21 protein-coding genes are annotated in these 22,515 nt (G+C 73.2%); 17 read left to right on the top strand and 4 right to left on the bottom strand.

What is annotated here, in order from left to right; all coding sequences use genetic code 11:
• The first annotated feature begins 23 nt into the window (after nt 1-23).
• The 16 genes from argC to ACSIH6_RS27170 all read left to right on the top strand — a co-directional run bounded on the left by argC (nt 24) and on the right by ACSIH6_RS27170 (nt 17,658).
• Complete coding sequence (argC, locus tag ACSIH6_RS27245; protein WP_150254749.1) at nt 24-1,052, top strand: N-acetyl-gamma-glutamyl-phosphate reductase; 1,029 nt, start codon at nt 24-26, stop codon at nt 1,050-1,052.
• Nucleotides 1,049-1,819 (top strand): bifunctional ornithine acetyltransferase/N-acetylglutamate synthase, encoded by a 771-nt coding sequence (locus ACSIH6_RS27240; protein WP_435111200.1) that lies wholly within the window; start codon nt 1,049-1,051, stop codon nt 1,817-1,819. Before argC ends, ACSIH6_RS27240 begins: the two co-directional genes overlap by 4 nt.
• A complete protein-coding gene (argB, locus tag ACSIH6_RS27235; RefSeq protein ID WP_435111199.1) occupies nt 1,816-2,817 on the top strand; it encodes an acetylglutamate kinase in 1,002 nt (333 codons plus the stop codon). Before ACSIH6_RS27240 ends, argB begins: the two co-directional genes overlap by 4 nt.
• The gene (locus ACSIH6_RS27230) at nt 2,814-4,022 is read left to right on the top strand and encodes an acetylornithine transaminase (protein ID WP_435111198.1); all 1,209 of its coding nucleotides are present in this window, start codon (nt 2,814-2,816) and stop codon (nt 4,020-4,022) included. The genes argB and ACSIH6_RS27230 overlap by 4 nt, the downstream gene beginning before the upstream one ends.
• A 2-nt stretch (nt 4,023-4,024) precedes the next feature.
• On the top strand, nt 4,025-4,972 hold the full coding sequence (gene argF, locus ACSIH6_RS27225) for an ornithine carbamoyltransferase (RefSeq protein ID WP_435111197.1): 948 nt from the start codon (nt 4,025-4,027) through the stop codon (nt 4,970-4,972).
• Nucleotides 4,969-5,502 (top strand): arginine repressor, encoded by a 534-nt coding sequence (locus ACSIH6_RS27220; protein WP_150254744.1) that lies wholly within the window; start codon nt 4,969-4,971, stop codon nt 5,500-5,502. Before argF ends, ACSIH6_RS27220 begins: the two co-directional genes overlap by 4 nt.
• Before the next feature lie 124 nt (nt 5,503-5,626).
• Complete coding sequence (gene argH, locus ACSIH6_RS27215; protein ID WP_435111196.1) at nt 5,627-7,045, top strand: argininosuccinate lyase; 1,419 nt, start codon at nt 5,627-5,629, stop codon at nt 7,043-7,045.
• Between the two features lie 305 nt (nt 7,046-7,350).
• Nucleotides 7,351-9,837: a sensor histidine kinase gene (locus tag ACSIH6_RS27210; protein WP_435111195.1), complete on the top strand. Its 2,487-nt coding sequence runs from the start codon at nt 7,351-7,353 to the stop codon at nt 9,835-9,837.
• 1 nt (nt 9,838) lies between these two features.
• Nucleotides 9,839-10,273, top strand: a complete 435-nt coding sequence (locus ACSIH6_RS27205) for a roadblock/LC7 domain-containing protein (protein ID WP_017565019.1) — start codon at nt 9,839-9,841, stop codon at nt 10,271-10,273.
• Nucleotides 10,270-10,764, top strand: coding sequence for a DUF742 domain-containing protein (locus tag ACSIH6_RS27200; protein WP_435111194.1), 495 nt, complete (start codon nt 10,270-10,272; stop codon nt 10,762-10,764). The genes ACSIH6_RS27205 and ACSIH6_RS27200 overlap by 4 nt, the downstream gene beginning before the upstream one ends.
• A complete protein-coding gene (locus ACSIH6_RS27195) occupies nt 10,745-11,341 on the top strand; it encodes a GTP-binding protein (RefSeq protein WP_435111193.1) in 597 nt (198 codons plus the stop codon). The genes ACSIH6_RS27200 and ACSIH6_RS27195 overlap by 20 nt, the downstream gene beginning before the upstream one ends.
• A 156-nt stretch (nt 11,342-11,497) precedes the next feature.
• On the top strand, nt 11,498-12,415 hold the full coding sequence (locus ACSIH6_RS27190) for a sirohydrochlorin chelatase (protein WP_435111192.1): 918 nt from the start codon (nt 11,498-11,500) through the stop codon (nt 12,413-12,415).
• A 323-nt stretch (nt 12,416-12,738) separates the two neighbouring features.
• Nucleotides 12,739-15,297: a sensor histidine kinase gene (locus tag ACSIH6_RS27185; protein WP_435111191.1), complete on the top strand. Its 2,559-nt coding sequence runs from the start codon at nt 12,739-12,741 to the stop codon at nt 15,295-15,297.
• The gene (locus ACSIH6_RS27180) at nt 15,287-15,748 is read left to right on the top strand and encodes a DUF742 domain-containing protein (protein ID WP_435111190.1); all 462 of its coding nucleotides are present in this window, start codon (nt 15,287-15,289) and stop codon (nt 15,746-15,748) included. Before ACSIH6_RS27185 ends, ACSIH6_RS27180 begins: the two co-directional genes overlap by 11 nt.
• Before the next feature lie 47 nt (nt 15,749-15,795).
• The gene (gene lhgO / locus ACSIH6_RS27175) at nt 15,796-17,007 is read left to right on the top strand and encodes an L-2-hydroxyglutarate oxidase (RefSeq protein ID WP_435111189.1); all 1,212 of its coding nucleotides are present in this window, start codon (nt 15,796-15,798) and stop codon (nt 17,005-17,007) included.
• Between the two features lie 243 nt (nt 17,008-17,250).
• Nucleotides 17,251-17,658 (top strand): hypothetical protein, encoded by a 408-nt coding sequence (locus tag ACSIH6_RS27170; RefSeq protein WP_435111223.1) that lies wholly within the window; start codon nt 17,251-17,253, stop codon nt 17,656-17,658.
• A 7-nt stretch (nt 17,659-17,665) separates the two neighbouring features.
• On the opposite strand, the gene ACSIH6_RS27165 is transcribed toward ACSIH6_RS27170, so the two are convergent.
• From ACSIH6_RS27165 to ACSIH6_RS27150, 4 genes are all read right to left on the bottom strand, one after another.
• Nucleotides 17,666-18,373: an HNH endonuclease family protein gene (locus tag ACSIH6_RS27165; RefSeq protein ID WP_150254734.1), complete on the bottom strand. Its 708-nt coding sequence runs from the start codon at nt 18,371-18,373 to the stop codon at nt 17,666-17,668.
• 570 nt (nt 18,374-18,943) lie between these two features.
• Nucleotides 18,944-19,102 (bottom strand): hypothetical protein, encoded by a 159-nt coding sequence (locus ACSIH6_RS27160; RefSeq protein ID WP_435111188.1) that lies wholly within the window; start codon nt 19,100-19,102, stop codon nt 18,944-18,946.
• Nucleotides 19,103-19,105: 3 nt separating this feature from the next.
• On the bottom strand, nt 19,106-19,714 hold the full coding sequence (locus tag ACSIH6_RS27155; RefSeq protein WP_435111187.1) for a TetR/AcrR family transcriptional regulator: 609 nt from the start codon (nt 19,712-19,714) through the stop codon (nt 19,106-19,108).
• On the bottom strand, nt 19,707-20,516 hold the full coding sequence (locus tag ACSIH6_RS27150; protein WP_435111186.1) for an alpha/beta fold hydrolase: 810 nt from the start codon (nt 20,514-20,516) through the stop codon (nt 19,707-19,709). The genes ACSIH6_RS27155 and ACSIH6_RS27150 overlap by 8 nt, the downstream gene beginning before the upstream one ends.
• 255 nt (nt 20,517-20,771) lie before the next feature.
• Here ACSIH6_RS27150 and tyrS point away from each other — a divergent pair, with 255 nt between their 5' ends.
• Nucleotides 20,772-22,070 (top strand): tyrosine--tRNA ligase, encoded by a 1,299-nt coding sequence (gene tyrS / locus ACSIH6_RS27145; RefSeq protein ID WP_435111185.1) that lies wholly within the window; start codon nt 20,772-20,774, stop codon nt 22,068-22,070.
• Nucleotides 22,071-22,515: the final 445 nt, after the last annotated feature.

The raw sequence follows: 22,515 nt of genomic DNA, 5'->3' as shown, positions 1-22,515 counted from the left end.
CGAACTGATCAGGGGGCACCACCATGGGACACACAGCGGCCATCGCCGGAGCCAGCGGCTACGCGGGAGGCGAGCTGCTGCGCCTGCTCCTGGGACACCCCGAGATCTCGATCGGCGCGGTCACCGCCGGAGGCAACGCGGGGACCCCCCTCATCCAGCACCAGCCGCACCTGCTGCCGCTGGCCGACCGGATCCTGGCGCCCACCACCGTCGAGGAGCTACGCGGCCACGACGTCGTCTACCTGGCCCTCCCGCACGGCCAGTCCGCCGACATCGCCCAGCAGCTCGGCGACGACACCCTCGTGGTCGACTGCGGCGCCGACTTCCGCCTCAACGACGCCGCCGCATGGGAACGCTTCTACGGCACCCCGCACGCCGGGACCTGGCCCTATGGTCTTCCCGAACTCCCCGGACAGCGCGAGCGACTCACCGGGGCCCGCCGCGTCGCCGTCCCCGGCTGCCACGTCACCGTCGCCACGCTGGCCCTCTTCCCGGGACTGGCCGAACAGCTCGTCGAGCCCGACCTGACCGTCGTCGCCGTCACCGGCACCTCCGGCGCGGGCAAGGCGCCCAAGCCCAACCTCGTCGGCAGCGAGGTCATGGGCGCCCTCAGCCCCTACGGGGTCGGCGGCACCCACCGGCACAACCCCGAGATCGTCCAGAACCTCACCTCGGTCACCGGTGAGCCGGTCAGGCTCTCCTTCACCCCGGTCCTGGCCCCGCTGCCCCGCGGCATCCTGGCCACCTGCACCGCGCCCCTGAAGGAGGGCGTCACCGCCGAGCAGGTCCGCGCCGCCTACCAGACCGCCTACGCCGACGAGCCCTTCGTCCACCTGCTTCCCGAGGGCACCTGGCCCAGCACCGCCATGACGCTGGCCGCCAACACCACCCTCGTGCAGGTCACCGTCGACCCCGACGCGGGCCGCATGGTCGCCGTCGCCGCCCTGGACAACCTCACCAAGGGCACCGCGGGCGGCGCCGTCCAGAGCACCAACCTCGCCCTCGGCCTGCCCGAGGACACCGGCCTTCCGCTCGCGGCGGTCGCCCCGTGAGCGTCACCGCGCCCCGGGGCTTCCGCGCCGCCGGAGTCGCCGCCGGGCTCAGGGGCGGCGGCGCCCGGGACGTCGCCGTGGTCGTCAACGACGGCCCCTCCCGGGCCGCCGGAGCCGTCTTCACCGCCGCCGAGGACCGGGCCGCCCCCGTCCTGTGGTCCCAGCAGGTCCTCTTCGGCGAGCGCGTGCGCGCCGCCGTCATCGACTCCGGCGGGGCCGACGCGGGCTTCCAGGACGTCCACGCCGCGGCCGAGCACACCGCGGACCTCCTCGACGACTCCGCCGCCGAGGTCGTGCTCTGCTCCGCCGGTCCCATGGGCGGGCGCACCGACCCGGGCGCCCTGCTCCGGGGCGTCACCGCCGCCCTGGGCCAGGCCTCGCGCGGCGGCGGACTGGACGCCGCCGACGCCATCCGCACCACCGACACCGTCGCCAAGATCGCCTTCCGGCGCGGCGGCGGCTACACCGTCGGCGCCATGGCCAAGGGCCCGGACGCCTCCCTGTCCACCGCGCTGTGCGTGCTCACCACCGACGCCGACGTCACCGCCGACCAGTGCCAGCGCCTGCTCGCCGACGCCGTCGCGGCGTCCCTCGACCCGCTGACCGCCACCAACGACACCGTGCTGCTCATGGCCAGCGGAGCCAGCGGCACGTCCCCCCACGAGGACGACCTCGCCGCACTGCTCACCGAGGTGCTGGCCGAGCTGGCCACCCAGCTGCGCGCCGACACCCCCGCCACCGACCACGACCGGGCCCAGAACTCATGATCGCGCGCTCACCCCACACCACCGACGATCCGGCCAGGGCCCACGCCTTGGACAAGGCGGCCCACCTCATCGAGGCGCTGCCCTGGCTCTCTCGCTTCCACGGCCGCACCGTCGTGGTCAAGTACGGCGGCAACGCCATGATCAGCGAGGAGCTGCGGGTCCGCTTCGCCGAGTCCATCGTCTTCCTGCGCTACGCGGGCCTGCGACCCGTCGTCGTGCACGGCGGCGGCCCCCAGATCAGCGCCCAGCTCAAGCGCTCCGGCGTGGAGTCCACCTTCACCGCCGGGCTGCGCGTGACCACCGACGAGGCCATGGACATCGTCCGTATGGTCCTCACCGGGCAGGTCAACCGCGAGATCGTCGGCCTGGTCAACCAGCACGGCCCCTTCGCCGTCGGCATGTCCGGCGAGGACGCCAACCTCCTGTCCGCCGTGCGCAAGACCGTCGAGGTGGACGGCGAGACCGTCGACATCGGCCGCGTCGGCGAGATCACCGGGGTCGACCCCGGAGCCGTCGCCGCGCTCCTGGACGACGGCCGCATCCCCGTGGTCTCCAGCGTCGCCCGCGCCGACGACGGCGGCGTCTACAACGTCAACGCCGACACCGCCGCCTCCGCCCTCGCGGTCGCCCTGGGCGCCAGCAAGCTCATCATGCTCACCGACGTCGAGGGGCTGTTCTCCGACTACCCCCGCAACACCGAGCTGATCAGTCGCCTGGACGTCGACGAGCTGCGCGCCCTGTTGCCCTCCCTGTCCTCGGGGATGCTCCCCAAGATGGAGGCCTGCCTGCACGCCGTGGAGGGCGGCGTCCCCCAGGCCCACATCATCGACGGTCGCGTGCCCCACTCCCTGCTCCTGGAGGTCTTCACCGACCAGGGCGTGGGCACCATGGTCGCCGACGAGGAACTGGAAGCCGCCCTGCTCGCGGGCAACGGCCACACCTCGCGCCCCTGGCGCAACACCCACACCATCGTCACCAACGCAGGAGGCGCACAGTGACCAGCGGTTCCCACCTGCGCGAGCGCTTCGCGGCCTCGCTCATGCCCACCTACGGCGTCCCGCCCGTGGCCCTCACCCTCGGGCGCGGCTGCGAGGTCTACGACGCCGACGGCCGCCAGTACCTCGACCTCATCGCCGGGATCGCCGTCTCCAGCCTCGGACACGGACACCCCGCCCTGGTCAAGGCGGTCGCCCACCAGGCGGCCACGCTCGCCCACACCAGCAACCTGTTCGTCCACGAACGCGAGGTCCAACTCGCCGAGCGCCTGATCGGCCTGGTCGGCGGCGACGCCAAGGTCTTCTTCACCAACTCCGGCACCGAGGCCAACGAGGCCGCGCTCAAGTTGGTCAAGCGTGCCGCCGGACCCGGCCGCCACTACTTCGTCGCCGCCGCCCACGGCTTCCACGGCCGCACCTCCGGCGCCCTCGCCCTCACCGGCAAGGAGGCCATCCGCGAGCCCTTCGGGCCCTTCGGCATGGACGTGCGCTTCGTCCCCCACGGCGACCTGGACGCCCTCGCCGAGGCCGTCGACGAGCACTGCGTCGCGGTGTTCACCGAACCCACCCAGGGCGAGGCCGGGGTCGTCCCCGCCCCCGAGGGCTACCTCGCCGGGGTCCGGCGGATCTGCGACGACACCGGCGCCGCCTTCGTCCTCGACGAGATCCAGAGCGGCATCGGCCGCACCGGCCGCTGGTTCGCCCACCAGGAGGAGGACGTGCGCCCCGACGTGCTCACCCTCGCCAAGGGCCTGGGCGGCGGCCTGCCCATCGGTGCCTGCGTCGGGTTCGGCCGCTACGCCGACGCCTTCGACAAGGGCGACCACGGCTCCACCTTCGGCGGCAACCCCGTGGCCTGCGCGGCGGCCCTCGCCGTCCTCGACACCATCGAGAGCGAGAACCTGCTCGCCCACACCGCCGTCATGGGCGACCTGCTCGCCGAGCAGATCGACGCCATCGACCATCCCCTGCTGGCCGGACAGCGCGGCAGCGGACTGTGGCGGGCCCTGGAGCTCACCGCACCACACGCCGCCCACGTGCAGGAACAGGCGGCCGTCCGCGGCTTCCTCGTCAACGCCGTGGCCCCCGGCGCGATCCGGATCGCCCCGCCCCTGGTCATCACACCCGAACAGATCGGCCTGTTCATCGAGGCGCTGCCCACCGTCCTGGACGCAGCCGAGGCCGCAGCGACGAAGGAGCAGCAGTAGCCGTGACCCGCCACTTCCTGCGCGACGACGACCTGGCCCCGGACGAACAGGCCCGGGTCCTCGACCTCGCCGACGACATGAAGAAGGACCGCTTCGGCCACCGGCCGCTCGCCGGTCCGCGCACCGTCGCCCTGATCTTCGACAAGCCCTCCACCCGGACCCGGCTGTCCTTCGCCGTCGGCGTCGCCGACCTGGGCGGCAGCGCCCTGGTCCTGGACACCACCAGCACCCAGATGGGACGCGGCGAACCCCTGGAGGACACCGCCCGCGTCCTGGAGCGCCAGGTCGCCGCCGTCGTGTGGCGCACCTTCGCCCAGCGCGACCTGGAGACCCTGGCCGCCCACATCTCCGTCCCGGTGGTCAACTCCCTCACCGACGAGTTCCACCCCTGCCAGATCCTGGCCGACCTCCAGACCGTCCGCGAGCACAAGGGCGCCCTGGCCGGGCTCACCCTCGCCTACCTGGGCGACGGCGCCAACAACATGGCCCACTCCTACCTGCTCGGCGGCGCCACCGCCGGACTCCACGTGCGCGTCGGCGCCCCCGAGGGGCACCAGCCCGACCCCGGCGTGGTCGCGCGCGCCGCCGAGATCGCCGCCACCACCGGCGGGTCGGTCACGGTCACCGCCGACGCCCGCGAGGCCGCCCGGGGAGCCGACGTCCTGGCCACCGACACCTGGGTTTCCATGGGCCAGGAGGACGAGGCCGCCGACCGCGAGGCGCCCTTCCGCCCCTACGCGATCGACGCCGACCTGCTCGCCACCGCCCATCCCGAGGCGCTCGTCCTGCACTGCCTGCCCGCCTACCGCGGCAAGGAGATCTCCGCCGAGGTCATCGACGGGCCGCAGAGCGTGGTCTGGGACGAGGCCGAGAACCGCCGCCACGCCCAGAAGGCCCTGCTCGCCTTCCTGCTGGAGGCCAGCGACAACCCCGGAGCCGTCCGGCCATGACGGCGGAGAACGGCGGCACGGCGCCGATGACCAAGGCGGCCAGACACGCCCGGATCACCGACGTCCTCACCCGTGAGGACGTCAGGTCCCAGGGCGAGCTGGCCAGGCGCCTGGCCGAGGCGGGCGTCCAGGTCACCCAGGCCACCCTCTCCCGGGACCTGGACGAGCTGGGCGCCGTCAAGCTCCGCACCGCCGACGGCCACCTGGTCTACGTGCTGCCGGGGGAGGGGGGAGAACGCCTCCAGCGCACCCGCCCCGACAGCCTGGACCTGGAACAGGTCTCCGGCGCGCGCCTGACCCGGCTCGCCGAGGACCTGCTGGTCTCGGCCGAGGCCTCCGCCAACATGGTCATCGTCCGCACCCCGCCCGGAGCGGCCCAGTACCTGGCCTCGGCCATCGACCACACCGACTTCCACGCCATCCTGGGCACCATCGCGGGGGACGACACCATCCTGGTCATCTCCCGCGCCCCCCAGGGCGGCGAGGACCTGGCCGCCGCCCTCCTGCGACTGGCCGACCGCAGACCGTAACCTCGTACGAGGACGTCCCGGGCACCCCGCCGGGCCGCGCGACCGGCGCCCGCACACGTAGCACCCGCGCGGACGCGGGGCCCCGGCCCCGTTCCGCCGCACCACACGTCAAGGAGAGACCACCATGGCCGACCAGCCCGAGGCGCTGCGCCTGTGGGGAGGCCGCTTCGAGGGCGGCCCCGACCAGGCCCTGGCACGCCTGTCGCTGAGCACCCACTTCGACTGGCGCCTGGCCCGCCACGACATCGCCGGATCGCGCGCCCACGCCCGCGCCCTGCACCGCGCGGGCCTGCTCACCGGTGACGAGCTGGACCGCATGATCGAGGGCCTGGACCTGCTGGAGGCCGACGTGGCCTCCGGGGCGTTCACCCCCGTCCTGGAGGACGAGGACGTGCACACCGCCCTGGAGCGCGGCTTCATCGAGCGGGTCGGCGCCGAACTGGGCGGACGGCTGCGCGCCGGGCGCTCCCGCAACGACCAGATCGCCACCCTCGTGCGCATGTACCTGCGCGAGGAGGCCCGGCAGATCGCCGACCAGCTCCTGGACCTGGTGCGGGCCCTGGCCGACCAGGCCGCGGCCCACCCGGACGCCGCCATGCCCGGCCGCACCCACCTCCAGCACGCCCAGCCCGTGCTGCTCGCCCACCAGCTCATGGCGCACGCCTGGCCGTTGGTGCGCGACGTCGAGCGGCTGCGCGACTGGGACCGCCGCGCCGCGGTGTCCCCCTACGGCTCCGGCGCGTTGGCCGGGTCCTCCCTCGGACTGGACCCCCGCGCGGTCGCCGCCGAGCTGGGCTTCCCCGACTCGGTGGACAACTCCATCGACGGCACCGCCGCCCGCGACGTCGTCGCCGAGTTCGCCTTCGTCACCGCCATGATCGGCGTGGACCTGTCCCGGCTCTCGGAGGAGGTCATCCTGTGGGCGACGAAGGAGTTCTCCTTCGTCACGCTCGACGACGCCTTCTCCACCGGTTCCTCGATCATGCCGCAGAAGAAGAACCCCGACGTCGCCGAACTCGCCCGCGGCAAGGCCGGGCGCCTCGTCGGAGACCTCACCGGGCTGCTCACCACCCTCAAGGGGCTCCCGCTGGCCTACAACCGGGACCTCCAGGAGGACAAGGAGCCGGTCTTCGACGCGGTGGACACCCTCCACCTGCTGCTGCCCGCGATGACAGGCATGGTCGCCACCCTCACCTTCCACACCGACCGGATGGCCGAACTCGCCCCGCAGGGCTTCTCCCTGGCCACCGACATCGCCGAGTGGCTGGTGCGCGAGCGCGTGCCCTTCCGGGAGGCGCACGAGATCGCGGGCACCTGCGTGCGCGTGTGCGAGGAGCGCGGCATCGACCTGCCCGACCTCGGCGACGACGACCTCGCCGCCGTCTCGGAGCACCTGACCCCGGCGGTGCGCGAGGTCCTCACCGTGGCCGGTTCCCTGGCCTCGCGCTCGGGCAGGGGTGGTACCGCCCCCGTGCGCGTGGCCGAGCAGCTGGAGAAGCTGCGCTCGGACGTCGAGGAGCACCGCAAGGCCTTCACCGCCTGATCCCCGCGAGAGTCCGTGTACGGGCGCGCTGATCCCCACCGGGGTCAGCGCGCCCGTACACGTTCGCGGAGCCCTCTTCCGCGACCGCGTTCGCGGCACCCGCGCCCACGTCACATCCATTTTGGAATTCGCCCGGCACCCGCGGTGAGAGTGCGGTAGCGTCCTGAGTCTGCGGGCACCAGGCGTGGTCTGCCCTGTGCGAACCGTGACGACTCCTCGGTGCACGGCACTTCCGGCGCATCCGCGCGTCGTGCGGTGCGACCACGTCCGACAGGCGCCCGCGACCAGTCCGTGGGAGGAACGCAATGGGGAACACGGGAGGCACCGGCCGCAGCGCCATCAGGGCTCAGATCAACAGGATCGTACTGATCCCCAGCATCACCTTCCTGGCGCTGTTCGTCGTCCTCAGCACGGCCATGCTCGTCCAGGCGGTGTCGCTGCGCTCCTCGGTCGGCGACGGCCGCGCCGGGATCCGGCTCGCCGACGCGCTCACCCTCCTCCAGGAGGAGCGCCGCCTGAGCGCCGAGTACCTCGCCGACCCCGCCGAGGACGGCCGTGCCGCCCTGGCCGAGGCGGTCTCGCGCACCGACGAGGCGCTCGTCCCCGTCCACGACCTGCGCGGCACCATCGGCGACCAGGACGACCCGGCGACCGCGCCCCTCACCGAGGACTTCTTCGCCTCCCTGACCGAGGTCGCGGAGCTGCGCACCCAGAGCCTGGCCGAGCCCGGCCCGCCCGAGGACGCCCTCACCGTCTACACCACCGCGATCGGGCAGGGCATCCGCCTCTACGCCGGCACCGCCCGCTCCCTCGACAACGGTCCCGCCACCGCCGAGGCCGCCGCCGTCACCGACCTGATGTGGGCACAGGAGAGCTTCAGCCACGCCGACGCCCTCATCGGAGCCGTGCTCGCCGAGGACTCCCTCGACCGCTTCCAACAGGCACAGGTCGCCGCGCTCACCACCGACGCCCGCCACCGCGTCGACATGGCCCCTCCCGGCCCCGCCGCCGACGACGGCGACTCCCCCGCCCTGACCGCCCTCGCCGGGAGCCGCACCTGGCAGGACGCCCTGGCCATCGCCGACACCCTCGCCACGTACCAGGCCCCGGTCACCGTGGACGCCCTCACCGGCGAGCAGGTCCGCGAACCCGCGCCGCCCGAGGGGCTCGGCGGCTGGCGCGAGGCCGCCGACCAGGTCAACACCGAACTGGCCGACATCACCGCCGCGCGCGCCGGCGCCGTCGTCACCGCCACCGAGCAGGCCAGTTCCTGGATGCTCACCCTCGCCGTGGGCGGCAGTATCGCCTCCCTGTTCGCGGGCACCCTCGCCTACGGCGTGGCCGCCCGCTCCGCCGGACGCCTCACCTACCGGCTCGCCCAGCTGCGTGCCGACACCCTGGGCAGCGCGCGCAGCGACCTGCCCCGCATCGTGCGCCGCCTGGAGTCGGGAGAGCACGTGGACCTCGACACCGAGATGAAACAGCTCGACCACGGCGACGACGAGGTCGGACAGGTCGCCGACGCCTTCAACATCGCCCAGCGCACCGCCGTCGCCGCAGCCGTCAAGCAGGCCGACATCCGCGCGGGCGTCAACCGGGTCTTCCTCGGCATCGCCCACCGCCACCAGTCCCTCCTCCAGCGCCAGCTCCAGCTGCTGGACCGGGTCGAGCGCGAGGAGGAGGACCCCGACCTGCTGGAGAGCCTCTTCCAGCTCGACCACCTGGCCACCCGGGGCCGCCGCCACGCCGAGAACCTCATCATCCTGGGCGGAGCCCAGCCCGGCCGCCGCTGGCGTCACCCCGTCCCGCTCGTGGACATCCTGCGCGGCGCCATCTCCGAGACCGAGGAGTACACCAGGGTCCGGCTGACCTCCGTACCCGACCTGTCGCTGTCCGGCGCCGCCGTGGCCGACGTCATCCACATGCTCGCCGAGCTGGTCGAGAACGCCACCGCCTACTCGCCGCCGCACACCCAGGTCACCATCGCCACCGAGTCCGTGCCCAAGGGCGTGGCCGTGGAGATCGAGGACCGGGGCCTGGGCATGACCGAGGAGGTCCTGACCAGCTCCAACCGCACCCTCAGCGAGGCACCCGAGTTCGACGTCATGACCTCCGGCGGGGACTCGCGCCTGGGCCTGTTCGTCGTCGCCCGCCTCGCCGCCAAGCACGACATCCGGGTGCAGCTGCGGCACTCGCCCTACGGCGGCACCCGGGCCGTGGTGCTCGTTCCCGGCGCCCTGGTCGCCTCCTCCAGCGCGCCGGAACGGCCCCGCGCGGCCATCCGCCAGGGCGCCCACTCGGCGCAGACGGAGCCGTCGGGGCAGCACAGCGACCTGCTCACGGTGCAGGACGCCCCCCACCGGAACCGGCCCCTCCTGCGCCCGGTCCCCCGCGACGACGGCGGCGCACGCCCGGCCCGGAGCACGCCCCTGCTGCGCCGGGTGCCGTCGCCCGCCCCCGACCCCGAATCCGCGGACGCTGCCCCGGGGACCGAGCCCGGGTCCGGCCGGGTCGGCGCCGGACCCGACCGCCCCGGACTTCCCCGACGCAGACGGCAGGCCAGCCTCGCCCCCCAGCTCAGAGCCGCGGACCCTCAGGAGTGGGAGGAGTCCGACCCCCCGGGCTCCTCCCGGCGCACCCCCGAACAGGCACGGCGGATGATGGACGCCTTCAGCACCGGGACCCGGCGCGGCCGGGCCGCGGACATCGGGGCCGACGCCGACGGGCGTGAACACAGCAGTGACGGTCAGGTCGGTGCGAGCGCCGACGATCACACGGGAGAAAGCGACTGACATGGTGGGCAAGAGCAAGGCCGCTGACAACCTGGACTGGCTCCTGGACGACCTCGTCGACCGCGTCGTCGGCGCCGAGAACGCGATCGTGCTGTCGGCCGACGGACTGCTGCTCGGAGGCTCGCGGGGGCTGGCCTCCGAGGACGCCGAGCACCTGTCCGCCCTGGCGTCGGCGTTCCAGAGCCTGGCGCGCGGGACGGGGCGCCACTTCGGCGGCGGTGACGTCCGCCAGACCGTGGTGGAGATGGAGCACTCCTACCTCTTCGTCACCGCCGCGGGTGCGGGAGCGTGCCTGGCGGTGCTGGCCACCGAGGACGCGGACGTCGGACTGGTCGCCTACGAGATGAACCTGCGGGTCAAGCGGGTGGGCCAGTTCCTCACCGCCGCGCCGCGTCGGCCGGACCACCTCACCGTCACCGGGAGCGCCGGTTCATGAGCACGCCCGGAGAGCGGCGCGGAGCGCCACCGGCCGTACCCTCGGCCCCGGACGAGGCGGCGCAACCGCTGTCCGGCCGTAGGGCGCTGGCCTGGTACCGGGGCCGCGGGCACCCGACGTCGGAGGGGCCCTCGCCGGGTGTCGTGCTCGGCGACGCCCCCTCGGGTCAGCTCGTGCGCCCGTACACCATGACCGGGGGCCGCACCCGGCCCCGCACCGGCCCGCGCCTGGACCTGGTCACCATCGTCGTCGCCGCCGCGGACCGCGGGGACCGGGAGGGGGAGCCCGAACAGCAGGCCATCCTGAGCCTGTGCCGCAGACCCATATCGGTGGCCGAGATCTCCGCCCGGCTCGACATCCCCCTGACCGTCGTCAGGGTGCTCCTGGGAGACCTCCTCGCCGACGGCGACGTGCGCACCCGGGAGCCCATGACCCAGCTCCCCGAGAAGAAAGTACTTCAGGCGGTACTCGATGGCATCCGCAGACTCTGACACCAGGCCGCAGGAGGCGATCCCCCAAGCGGTCAAGATCATCGTGGCGGGGGGATTCGGCGCGGGCAAGACCACACTGGTCGGCTCCGTCAGTGAGATCACCCCGCTGAGCACGGAGGAGGTGATGACCGAGGCCAGCTACGGTGTGGACGACCTGGGGGGAGTGGAGGACAAGACCACCACCACGGTCGCCCTGGACTTCGGCCGCATCACCATCAACCCCGACATCGTCCTGTACCTGTTCGGCACCCCCGGGCAGGACAGGTTCTGGTTCATGTGGAACGAACTCTCTCAGGGGGCGCTGGGCGCGGTCGTGCTGGCCGACACCCGCCGCCTGGACACCTGCTTCCACGCCGTGGACTTCTTCGAGCGCCGCGGGGTGCCGTTCGTGGTGGCGGTGAACCGCTTCGAGGGCTCCACCGTCTACCGCCGGGAGGAGGTCCGTGAGGCGCTGGACATTTCCGCCGAGGTGCCGGTCGTCATGGCCGACGCCCGCGAGCGCGAGTCCTGCAAGGAGGTGCTGGTGGAGCTGGTCACCCATGTGATCCGGGGCCGGGACCCCGTCATGAGCGGGTGACACGTGTGGGTCGCCGACCCGGACAATCCCCGCGGATTCGATCCGGTATACGTTCGGGGGACACGCCCATGAAACAGGGTGCCGAACGCTACAATGTCGCGGCAGTGACCACCGGCCCCACCGGGCGCCCCATCCGCCTCTCATCTGAATCCTGGTATGCGAAACTCTGACCGACTTCCCCCACGCGAACTGCCCAAGCGGCGCTCCGGCCGCCACCGCAACCCGCTGTCCTTCGACAACTGGTTCGGCACCCCCGCCCTGATCATGGCGGTCCCGGGCACGGCCGACCGGGCCAGGGGCGCCGACGGTGAGTCGATCGGTGCCCGGATGGCCGACCTCGTGCGCGCCTACCGCCCCGAGGTCACCATCCGCTACGGCCACACCGAGGGCGACGAGCAGAGCCTCACCGAGGCCCTCACCGATCTCAAGGACGCGCAGGGCAGCCCCCTGTCCGCCGTCGTCGTCCCGCTGGTCACCGCACCGCACGCGGGCACCTCCGCCGCGATCGAGGCGGCCGTGGCCCGGACGGGCACCGAATCGCGCGTCACCGAGGGCCTGGGGCCGCACCCCATGCTCGCCGAGGTGCTGCACCTGCGGCTGGCCGAGTCGGGATACGTGCGCGCGGACCGTATGCGCCTGATCAGCGTGGTCGCCCGTGACACCACCATGGCGGACGGCATCATCGTCGGGGCCGTGGGCGGTGAGGCCGCGGCCGGGGCCGCCGGGGTGAGCGCCGTGCTGCTCGCCGCGCGCCTGGGCCTGACCGTGCTGCCCGCCGACCTGGAGAACGAGGCCGCGGTCGAGCAGGTCGTGGGCCAGTTGCGCCAGGGCGGCTGCAAACGCCCGGTGATCGCGCCCAGCGCCCTGGGGCCGGAGCTGCCCCGCGAGGAGCTGGAGGCGCTCGCCGCGCGCTTCGGCGCCAGACTCGGCGCGCCCCTGGGCGCGGACAGCCTGCTGGGCAAGATCGCCGCCCTGCGCTACGCCGAGGTCCTCAACTCCCTGGGAGTGGAGCAGCCGCCCACGGTCGAGGAACTGCCCGCCCCGGTGGGCTCCCGGCACCGCCCGGAGTCCTGACGGCGCGCGGCCGCGACGAACGCAGCCTCCCCGACAGCGCCCTGAGGCGCGACACGCCGTACCCCGGCACACGACGGTGTGCCTTCCCGGGGGCCGTCCGCACGGCGGGCGGCCCCCGTCGTGTGCACCCGGCGCCCGGACCTGCGGATTCTTCGCCCGGGAGCGGCGGTAACACATCCACGGGAGAGAGCCGACCAAAGAAAAGGCAACTGATAGTGATCGTTTGACAGCATAAAGCAAGGATTTTTCGATAGCCTCGGCTCGACCGAAAGCCGCCGGGGCGCCCTCTCGCCGCCCGGCAACCGCACAGGCTGGAGGGGGCCATGCGCAGAACCCGCGACAACGCGCCCACGATCCGGAGGCAGCTCACCCGCATCGTGCTGATCCCGAGCCTGTGCTTCCTCGCGCTCTGGCTCGTCGTGGCCGCCGTCGGCACGATCCGCGCCGTCCAGTTCATGGGCGCCGTCGTCCAGGCGCGCGAGGGAGCACAGGTCTTCTCCGACGCGGCGGAGGAGGTGCGCGCCGAACGCCGCCTCTCCCTGGTCCACCTGGGCCGCTTCGAAAGCACCGGCACCCGCGACGACGAGGTCGGCGCCACCCTCGACGAGCAGCGGGAGAACACCGACGCCGCCATGGCCGAGGCCGTCGCGTTCGCCGAGCGACTGCGCGGAACCCGCGACGACGAGGTCAAACGCAGCGCGACCGCCCTGGTGGACGGCGCCGGAATCCTCGACGAGGTCCGCGCGGACGTGGACGGGCACGGTGTCGGGCAGGAGGAGACCATCCTGCGCTACGGCGAGGTCCTGGCGGGCACCACCGGCGCCACCACCGCGCTCGTGCACACCACCGACGGCGGGGAGAACCTCACCGACGCCGTCCTGACCAGCGAGCTCATGGGTGCCTCCTCCGCCTACTCCACCGCCGACGCGCTGCTCGCGGGCGCCATCGCCCGGGGCGAGATGAGCTACGAGGAGACGGCGCACTTCACCTACCTCACCGCCGCCTACCGCGACACCCTGGAGTCGGTCGACACCGCCATGCACCCGAGCGTGGCCGCGCACCACGAGGATGTGGTCTCCCTGCCCGCCTGGTCCCGTGCGGAGGAGCTCAGCCGCCGGGTCGTCACCCGACGGCCGCTCGCCGAGCCGGCCGAACCCGGGGAGGGGGCCACGGGCTCGAACTGGAACGCCGACGTCGACATCAGGGCGGACGCGTGGGACGACTCCTCCGCCGAGGCCGCCCTGGCGCTACAGGACCTGGCCGGGGTCCAGGCCCGGCGCACCGTCGACCTGGCCTGGAGCGCCGCCCTGCTGCGGGTCTCATTGGGCGTGGCGGCGGCCGCGCTCACCCTGGCGGGCGGCGCGGTGGCCATCGCCGTGGTCGGCCGCTCCTCGCGCCGCCTCACCGAGCGCCTGACCCACCTGCGCGAACAGATCCTGGACCGCGACGGTGACCTGCCCGACATCGTCGACCGCGCCCAGCGCGGCGAGAAGGTCGACGTGCAGGAGGAGTTGCCGCCGCTGGACGAGTGGGGGGACGACGAGATCGGCCAGGTCGCCGAGGCCTTCGACACCGCCCAGCTCACCGCCGTGGAGTCGGCGGTGCTCCAGGCCGAGATCCGCCGGGGAGCCAACCGCGCCTTCCTGGGCATCGCCTTCCGCAACCAGGCCCTGGTCCAGCGCCAGCTCCGTCTGCTCGACGAGATCGAGTACCACGAACAGGACCCCGAGGCGCTGCGCCGCCTGTTCCGCCTGGACCACCTGGCCACCCGCGCGCGCCGCTACTCCGACAACCTCATCATCCTCGGCGGGGGGCAGTCGGCCCGCCGCTGGCGCCAGCCCCGTCCGCTCGTGGACGTGCTGCGCGCCGCCATCGCCGAGACCGAGGACTTCGAGCGTGTCCGACTGACCTCGGCGCCCCGCGTGTTCGTGCACGGGCAGGTGGTGGCCGACGTGGTGCACCTGCTCGCCGAGCTGGTCGAGAACGCCACGCAGTTCTCCCCGGCGGGCACGCCCGTGGACGTCGGCTGCACCCCGGCCGCGGAGGGGCTGGTGGTGGAGGTCGAGGACCGGGGCCTGGGCATGTCCGAGCGCGGCTACGCGGAGGCCGAGCGCACGCTCACCCAGCCTCCCGAGTTCGACGTCATGGCCCTGCCCGAGGACCCCCGGCTGGGCCTGTTCGTGGTGTCCCGCCTGGCCGGGCGGCACGGGGTCCGTGTGTGGCTGCGGCCCTCGCCCTACGGGGGCACCCGGGCTACCGTGCTCATCCCCGCCTCCCTGCTGGAGCCGGTCGACAACCTCGTGACGGTCGCGGGCACGCCCACGGGCCGCCCTGCGGCGAACGGACGGGAGACGGGCGTCCCGGCCGGGTGGGGGGCGACTCCCGTGCGGGCCGCCATCCCCCTGCGCGGCCACGCCGCGGGCGGCGCGGACGGTACCGTCCACGGCCGGACCGGTCCGCAGGTCCCCGTGCCGCCTCTCGGGCACAGTGGTCCGCAGCCCTTCGCGCCGCAGCCGGACCGGACCGGCTCGCAGCTCTCCGCGCGCGGAGGTCAGACAGGTCCGCAGTCTCCTGTGGGCCGTGCCGGGCAGAGTGACCCGCAGGTCCCCGTGCCGCCTCTCGGGCACAGTGGTCCGCAGCCCTTCGCCCCGCAGCCGGACCGGACCGGACCGGACGGCGTCATCCTCGCGCACACCGGACCGCAGGGACACGTTCCCGCGTCCGGCGGACCCGGCGCCGCCCCGCCGGGGACCACGGGGGAGTACCTGCTCCCCGACCCGCACGGCCACCCCCTCGGGCAGGAACCCGTCTCCGAACCGTGGCCCGACGGCGCGGCGCGCGCACCCGCCCCCACACAGCCGAGGGGGAACGGTGAGAGCTGACGGCACCCCCGGTCGCAGAGCGGCCGCCAACGCCCCCAGAACCCACCCGGCCCCATCCCCGCCCCCGGTCCTCCCCGGTCCAGAGGAGGAACCCGGCCAGGAGCGCTTCCTGCGCCCCTTCGCCGTGGCCGCGGGCGACCCCGACGCCCACGCCTTCGGCGTTCCCCGCTGCCGTCCGGACGAGCCCGACCTGCTCAGCCTCGTCGTCGCCGCGCGCGTCCCGGGCCGCCACGAGCTGCTGCGGCCCGAACGCGAGGCCCTCCTCCGCCACGCCCTGCGCGCGCGTACCGTCGTCGAGCTCGCCGCCGAGGTGCGACTGCCGGTCGGCCAGGTCAGGGGCATCGTCTCCGACATGGTCGCCGACGGCTCGCTCCAGCGCTGCGGCCCCTCGCGTCCGCTGGGCCGGGAGGACCTGCTGCACGCCGTCCTCGTCGGACTGCGCGCGTTGTGACCGGTCCGCCCGCCTCCCGCCCGGACCCGGGTTGCTAGCGTGCCGCCATGCGCAGCACCGAACACATCGGCGTCATCGGGGCGGGCATCGTCGGCCTGGCCCTCGCCCGCCGCCTCACCCTCCACCGCCCCGGCACACGCGTCACCGTCCTGGAGAAGGAGGACCGGGTCGCCGCGCACCAGACGGGCCACAACAGCGGCGTCGTCCACGCCGGGCTCTACTACAGACCCGGCTCCCTGAAGGCCACGCTGTGCCGGCGCGGCGTCGGCCTGCTCCGGGACTACTGCGCCGAGTACGGGCTGCCCTACCAGGAGGTCGGCAAGGTCCTCGTGGCCGCCGACGCCGACGACGAGGCACGCCTGGACGACGTCGAACGCCGCGCGCGGGAGAACGGCGTCCCCGGCGTCACCCGACTGGGCCCCGAGGGCCTGCGTGCGATCGAACCCCACGCGGCGGGCGTCGTCGCCCTGCACTCGCCGACCACCGCCGTCACCGACTTCGTCGCCGTCGCCGAGCAGTTCGCCGACGACGTGCGCCGGTCCGGCGGCCGGGTACTGCTCAACACACCCGTGCTGGACCTGCGCCAGGAGCACGACGGCGTCCGCGTCCTCACCGGCGACCCCCGGGGCGAGCGGATCATCCACCGCTTCGACCGCCTGGTGGTCTGCGGCGGCCTGCACAGCGACCGCCTCGCCCGCATGGCGGGCGCCGCGGAGGATCCCCGGGTGGTGCCCTTCCGCGGCCAGTACCACGAGCTCGTCCCCGAGCGCCGCCACCTGGTGAACGGCCTGCTCTACCCCGTCCCCGACCCGCGGTACCCCTTCCTCGGGGTGCACCTGACCCGCCATGTCCACGGCGAGGTCATGGCCGGGCCCAACGCCATCCTCGCCACCGCGCTGGAGGGCTACCGGGCACGCGACGTGCGCACCCGGGAACTCGCGCGGACCCTGTCCTGGCCCGGTTTCTGGCGCCTGGCCCGCCGCCACTGGACTGCGGGCGCCCGGGAGACCCTCGTGTCCGCCTCGCGGGCCGCGTTCGCCGCCCAGGCCCGGCGGCTGCTGCCCGAGCTGGCCGCCGCCGACCTGCGCCCGGCCCCGTCCGGAGTGCGCGCCCAGGCACTGGCCCGGGACGGCTCCCTGGTCGACGACTTCCACGTGGACACCCACGGGCGTGTGGTGTGCGTGCGCAACGCGCCCTCGCCCGCGGCCACGTCCTCTCTGGCGATCGCCGAGTTCCTCACCGACACGTTCGTCCCCTGACCGGCGGGGTAGGGGGCTCCGACGCGGACCCCGCGCGTGTCGGTGGGGGTTGTCCACAGGTTCGAGGACACTCTGGAACGGGCCCTCGCGACGTCCCACCATAAGAGGTGGCGGCGGTGCGGGAGGGTCCCGCGACTGCCGCCGGAGGTGACCATGCGTGTTCTCCGGTGGGTCGCGGCGGTCCTCGCCGCCGCGCTCGCACTCGTCGCGGCCCCGGCCGCAGCCAGCCCACGAGGGGGAGAGTTGGACGGATTCACCATCGGGCACCTGCCCGACCAGATCGACGACCAGACCTCGGTCTCCGACTTCGACTACGAGTGGGGCGGGGTGTCCTTCTCCAGCCGGGTGTGGGAGACGACCCTGGAGGGGGGAGGGGCCAGGGTGGTCCTCCAGGTCCTGGTCATGCGCGGCGACGGGCTCACCAACCTGCCCGCCGTCCGCGACTTCCTGACCGAGTACCACGAACGCTCGCCCGACTGGGAGCTCACCGAGTTCGACAACAACGGCCTTACCGCCCTGCACGGCGATACCGAGGCGTTCTGGACGCCCTTCCAGGGGGTGGCGGTGGAGGTCCGCGACGCCTTCGGCCTCGTCGGCCAGAAGGAACTCCTGGCCACCGCCCGGGGCGTCAGAGCCGCCAACCCCGCCTGAACCGGCCTCAGCAGCCCGAGAGCACCTCGCGCAGCGCCGCCTCCTCGTCCGGATCGACGGTCAGGTCCCACACGTGCTTGACCTCGATCCACGAGACCACGTAGTCGCAGTGCGAGGACTCCAGCGGCGGCAGCCAGTCGGCGGGGTCGGAGTCGCCCTTGGAGCGGTTGGTCGACGCGCTCACCGCCCACAGCTGCGAGGAGTCCAGGTCGTTGGCGAAGCGTCCGCGCTCCTCGGTCGTCCACGCGTGGGCGCCCGAACGCCAGCCCTCCTTCAGGGCCACCATGTGGTCGATGTCGAGGTCCTCCGCCTCGGTCAGGGTCTCCCCGTCGTAGGGGCTGTACCAGGACCCCGACACCGGCTGGCAGTCGTCGTCGACCCGCACGTCCTCGCCGTCGCGCAGCAGGACCACCTGACGGGTGGTGCAGTTGTCCTGCACACCGCTGTCCCAGTGGGGGAACAGCGCCCGGTCGTACCCCGGCGGGTCGTTCTCCTCCTCCATCCGCAACTCCTCCATCCGCTGTCGGGCCTGCTCCACCGACGAGGAGGCACCGCCGTCCCCGGGCACGGACGAACCGTCGTCCCGGGGCTCGGCGGTGCGCTCGGGATCGGGCTCGATCACTCCCAGCTGGTACAGCACGAACGCGGCGACGGCGAGGACGCCGACCACGGCGGTCACCAGACCACCGATCTTCGACGCGGCCTTCTTGGGCATCAGGGGCTCCACAACGGGTTGGGCGCCGTACACGGACGGCGCACGGTCGTGTCCACCAGCTTGGCCCATGCCCGGGTAAGGCCGTAACACCGCTCGGAGCCAGGTGTTGCTCACCGGGAGCCGCGTCGACGGGGGCGAAGGAAACGTCAGGACGTGAGGAGGTCGAACACGAAGGAACCCACCAGCAGCGGACCCCCACACCCGCGCTGTAGAGCCGTGCCCGGACGTGGTTCGACTGGTCCCGGAGCGTGCGCCAGGCGTACAGGACGGTGCCCGCCAGCACCAGCGCGCCCTCCACCACGGCCGCCGCCACCGGCGCCTCCCACAACCCCAGGCCCAGCAGCGGCAGCCCGCCCGCGCCACCGGGCAGGAACGGCATGTCCGGCCGGTGCACGAGCAGGTCCAGAAGCCAGTGGCTGAACACCACCCCGCCCAGGACCAGACCGGCGTCCCGACCCCACCGTCCACGGAGCAACACGTGCGCCAGACCGCCCACCAACAACGCGAGCGCCAGGTTGCTGGCCAGGGCGTGGGAGTACTCCGCGCGGATGAGGAGGGACCCGTAGCCGCTCAGACCGGGTTCGGCCGGGTCCCGCTCTCCACACCCAGCACCGCCAACGGAAGGAAGACCAGGTCCGGCAACTGCGTCGCGACCAGGAGCGCGCCCATGGGCAGCTCCGGGCGCCACGCCCTGACGATGCCCGCGACCCCGAAGTGTCCTGCCAGCATCGTCTACCCCTTCTCCGTGTTCTCGTGTGTCACAGCCGCGCCGGGCACGGCGCCCGGCCACTCCTGGAAGGCGCGGACGAACCCCTCCACCAGCAGCGCGTAGGACTGGTCCACGTCCTCGGGCAGACCGAAGCCGCCGCGCGTCTCCAGGTCCACGAACCCGTGCAGCGAACTGCGCAGCGCCCGGATCGCGTGCACGTCCTGGTCTTCGGCGATGCCGAACCCGCGCAGGACGGCGGCCAGGACCCGCACCGGGTCGGTGGTCAGCTCGGCTCTGGCCCCGGCCAGCACCGGTAACTGTTGGAGGGCGACGTAGCGCCCCGGGTGGGCGTGCGCGTAGCGGCGGTAGGCGTCGGCCGTCGCGCGCAGCGCCTCCGGGCCGGACCGGCCCACCGCGGCGCGCTGCACCTCCTCGCCGATCCCGTTCGCGCCCAGCAGCGCCACCTCACGGCGCAGCCCCGCCAGTCCGTCCACGTGCTTGTACAGGCTGGGCGTGGCCACCCCGAGCCGCTTGGCGACCGCGGCCAGGGACAGGGAGTCGAACCCCTCCTCGTCGCTGAGCCGCGCCGCCTCCTCGGCCACCACCGCCGGGGTCAGTCCCGCCCTAGGCACCGGCCACGACCTCCCTGACGAGCGCCTCCACGGCGGGCACGACCACGTCGGGCCGCTGCGCGTGGGCGTAGTGGCCGCACTCGGGCACCATCAGCACCGAACCCCCCACCACGGAGGCCACCCGTGCGGCATGGGCGCGCGGGTCCTTCCAGTCGGGATCCTGCTCGCCCATGACCACCACGGCCCGGGCCCGCATCCCCTCGGCGTCGGCGACGGTCTCGTTGCGCGCGTAGATCGTCCGGTACACGGCGCGGTAGCGGTCGGCCGGACGCAGCATCTCCAGGATGAGCTCCAGCTGGCGCCGGTGCCCCTCGGGCTTGCGGCCGGTGTGCAACTGGTCGTAGAAGGCGGTCAGGGCGCGGGGGCCCCAGGGCCGCATGAGGAGCAGCCGCTGGCCGACACGGGTGAACAGGCCGGAGGAGGACGGGCCCAGGAACGGGCCGAGCAGGGCGATGCCCGCCACCAGGTCGGGCCGCTCCTTGGCCGCGATGGCGGCGGCGCCCGCGCCCAGGGAGTTGCCCACGATGACCACGTCCCCGCCGCCCAGCTCCTCGGCGAGCGCGAGGGCGTCGGTGGCCGCCGCCCGGCTGGTGTGGTCGTCGAAGGTGGTGTCGCTGTCGCCGTGGCCGCGCAGGTCCATGGCGGCGACCCGGTACCCGGCCTCGGCCAGGCCCGCGCCGACGAAGCGGAAGGAGTGGCGGTGGTCGAACATACCGGGCACGCAGACCACGAGCGGTCCGGTGTTCCCGGCTCCGTAGAGGTCGTAGGCGATCCGCCCTTGAGGGCGTGTGAGGTGGTGCACTGTGCTCTCCCTGCCGTTTGGCTTTCCCTGATAACCAGAAAGCTAATGCTATTAGCTAGTCGGGTCAAGGGGATCCCGTCGGGTTCTTCGGAAGGGGTTGTGTCCGTGCCGGGACGGGGCCGTGCGATCTGCGGCTCCACCACAGCCGATAGCGTGGGGAGGTGGGAAAACCGGATGGCGTTCCGTCGCGTCCGGCCTACACTTCAAGGCAGATCGGGCCCCGTGGGGCCCGCCTACACAACAGAGAGCAACACAGTGACCGACATCATCGACGAACTCCAGTGGCGCGGCCTGCTCGCGCAGACGACCGACCTTGACGCACTGCGCAAGGTGCTCGCCGATGGTCCGATCACCCTGTATTGCGGATTCGACCCGACGGCGGGCAGCCTGCACGTCGGCCACCTCACGCAGATCCTGACCCTGGCCCGTTTCCAGCAGGCCGGACACCGCCCGATCGCGCTGGTCGGCGGCGGCACCGGTCTCATCGGCGACCCCAAGCCCAACGCCGAGCGCCAGCTCAACTCGCTGGAGACCGTGCTGGGCTGGGTCGACAACCTGGGCGGGCAGCTGTCCGCGTTCCTGCGCTTCACCCCTGAGGGCGAGCAGCCGGAGCCGACCGACGCCGTCCTGGCCAACAACGCCGACTGGCTCGGCGAGATCAACGCCATCGAACTGCTGCGCGACGTCGGCAAGCACTTCAGCATCAACCAGATGCTCGCCCGGGAGACGGTGAGGAGCCGGCTCGACGGCGAGGGCATGAGCTACACCGAGTTCAGCTACGTGCTCCTCCAGTCCTACGACTACGTCCAGCTCTACCGCCGCTACGGCTGCACGCTCCAGACCGGCGGCTCCGACCAGTGGGGCAACATCACCGCGGGCCTGGACCTGGTCCGCAGGATGGACGGCAACGAGCCGCACGGCCAGGCGCACGGGCTGACCACGAACCTGCTCACCAAGGCCGACGGCACCAAGTTCGGCAAGACGGAGTCCGGCAGCGTCTGGCTCGACCCCGAGCTGACCTCGCCGTACGCCTTCTACCAGTTCTGGTTCAACGCCGACGACCGCGACGTGGTCCGCTACCTGAGGACCTTCAGTTTCCGCGGCCGTGACGAGATCGAGGAGTTGGAGCGTCAGACCGAGGAGCGTCCACAGGCCCGCGCCGCCCAGCGCGTCCTGGCCGAGGACCTCACCACCCTCGTGCACGGCGAGGAGGAGTGCCGCAAGGTCAAGGAGGCCAGCCTGGCGCTGTTCGGCCGCGCGGACCTGTCCGACCTGGACGCCCGCACGCTGGACGCCGCCCTGGCCGAGGTCCCCAGGGCCGAGGTCGACGGCCCCGTCGACGGGCTGCTCGTGACCGACGTGTTCGCGCGGAGCGGCCTGACGCCGAGCAAGTCCGCCGCCCGCCGCGCCATCCAGGAGGGCGGGGCCTACGTGAACAACGTCAAGGTCACCGACGTGGATGCCGTGCTCAGCGCCGAGGACGTGCTCCAGAGGCGCTTCGTCGTGCTGCGCAAGGGCAAGCGCAACATCGGCGGCCTCGTCCTCAACGGCTGACGTGCCGCTTGGCGGGCCGGTGACGATCACCGGCCCGCGCCGTGCCCGGGTACCGTCGCGTCCCAGTACCCGGGCACGGCCCGGCCGTCTACAGCGGAGCAGGGGCACAGGGCCAGCGGGTTTCGATCAGGAACCTTCCGGGCAGGATGCCCGTTGTCTGAACAAAAGCCGACGTAACAGCGCGGACCCGGTGTGAGGACCGCGCGCATGTCACAGGGGCCTGTACAAGCGGCCCGTCAGGGGCGACAGGGTCCCGGACCGCGCGGTTGACGCGAGTACCGGGCTCCGGCTTGACGTCTGCTCCCGCCCTCCCTATACTCGGACGAGTCGCTGTGGGACGGCGAGCGGCCCTCGGGTCGACTCAGAACCGGACCGCGATCGCGAACCCTCTTCCTCTCCAAGACGAACCGGCTCAAGCACTGCTTCAGCCCGGGTAAGCTCGGAG

The sequence above is a fragment of the Nocardiopsis synnemataformans genome, from assembly GCF_965343085.1.
In the GTDB taxonomy this organism is placed as follows: domain Bacteria; phylum Actinomycetota; class Actinomycetes; order Streptosporangiales; family Streptosporangiaceae; genus Nocardiopsis; species Nocardiopsis alborubida.
Note: the sequence above shows the minus strand (reverse complement) of the source record. Positions and strands in the feature narration are given on the sequence as shown.

What these genes read in the sequence shown, in the direction of transcription:
- ACSIH6_RS27190 (WP_435111192.1), top strand. Translation starts at nt 11,498, where the DNA reads ATGCGAAACTCTGACCGACTTCCCCCACGCGAACTGCCCAAGCGGCGC.
- ACSIH6_RS27185 (WP_435111191.1), top strand. Translation starts at nt 12,739, where the DNA reads ATGCGCAGAACCCGCGACAACGCGCCCACGATCCGGAGGCAGCTCACC.
- argB (WP_435111199.1), top strand. Translation starts at nt 1,816, where the DNA reads ATGATCGCGCGCTCACCCCACACCACCGACGATCCGGCCAGGGCCCAC.
- lhgO (WP_435111189.1), top strand. Translation starts at nt 15,796, where the DNA reads ATGCGCAGCACCGAACACATCGGCGTCATCGGGGCGGGCATCGTCGGC.
- ACSIH6_RS27210 (WP_435111195.1), top strand. Translation starts at nt 7,351, where the DNA reads ATGGGGAACACGGGAGGCACCGGCCGCAGCGCCATCAGGGCTCAGATC.
- ACSIH6_RS27200 (WP_435111194.1), top strand. Translation starts at nt 10,270, where the DNA reads ATGAGCACGCCCGGAGAGCGGCGCGGAGCGCCACCGGCCGTACCCTCG.
- ACSIH6_RS27165 (WP_150254734.1), bottom strand. Translation starts at nt 18,373, where the DNA reads ATGCCCAAGAAGGCCGCGTCGAAGATCGGTGGTCTGGTGACCGCCGTG.
- ACSIH6_RS27160 (WP_435111188.1), bottom strand. Translation starts at nt 19,102, where the DNA reads ATGCTGGCAGGACACTTCGGGGTCGCGGGCATCGTCAGGGCGTGGCGC.
- ACSIH6_RS27205 (WP_017565019.1), top strand. Translation starts at nt 9,839, where the DNA reads ATGGTGGGCAAGAGCAAGGCCGCTGACAACCTGGACTGGCTCCTGGAC.
- argH (WP_435111196.1), top strand. Translation starts at nt 5,627, where the DNA reads ATGGCCGACCAGCCCGAGGCGCTGCGCCTGTGGGGAGGCCGCTTCGAG.
- ACSIH6_RS27220 (WP_150254744.1), top strand. Translation starts at nt 4,969, where the DNA reads ATGACGGCGGAGAACGGCGGCACGGCGCCGATGACCAAGGCGGCCAGA.
- ACSIH6_RS27195 (WP_435111193.1), top strand. Translation starts at nt 10,745, where the DNA reads ATGGCATCCGCAGACTCTGACACCAGGCCGCAGGAGGCGATCCCCCAA.
- argC (WP_150254749.1), top strand. Translation starts at nt 24, where the DNA reads ATGGGACACACAGCGGCCATCGCCGGAGCCAGCGGCTACGCGGGAGGC.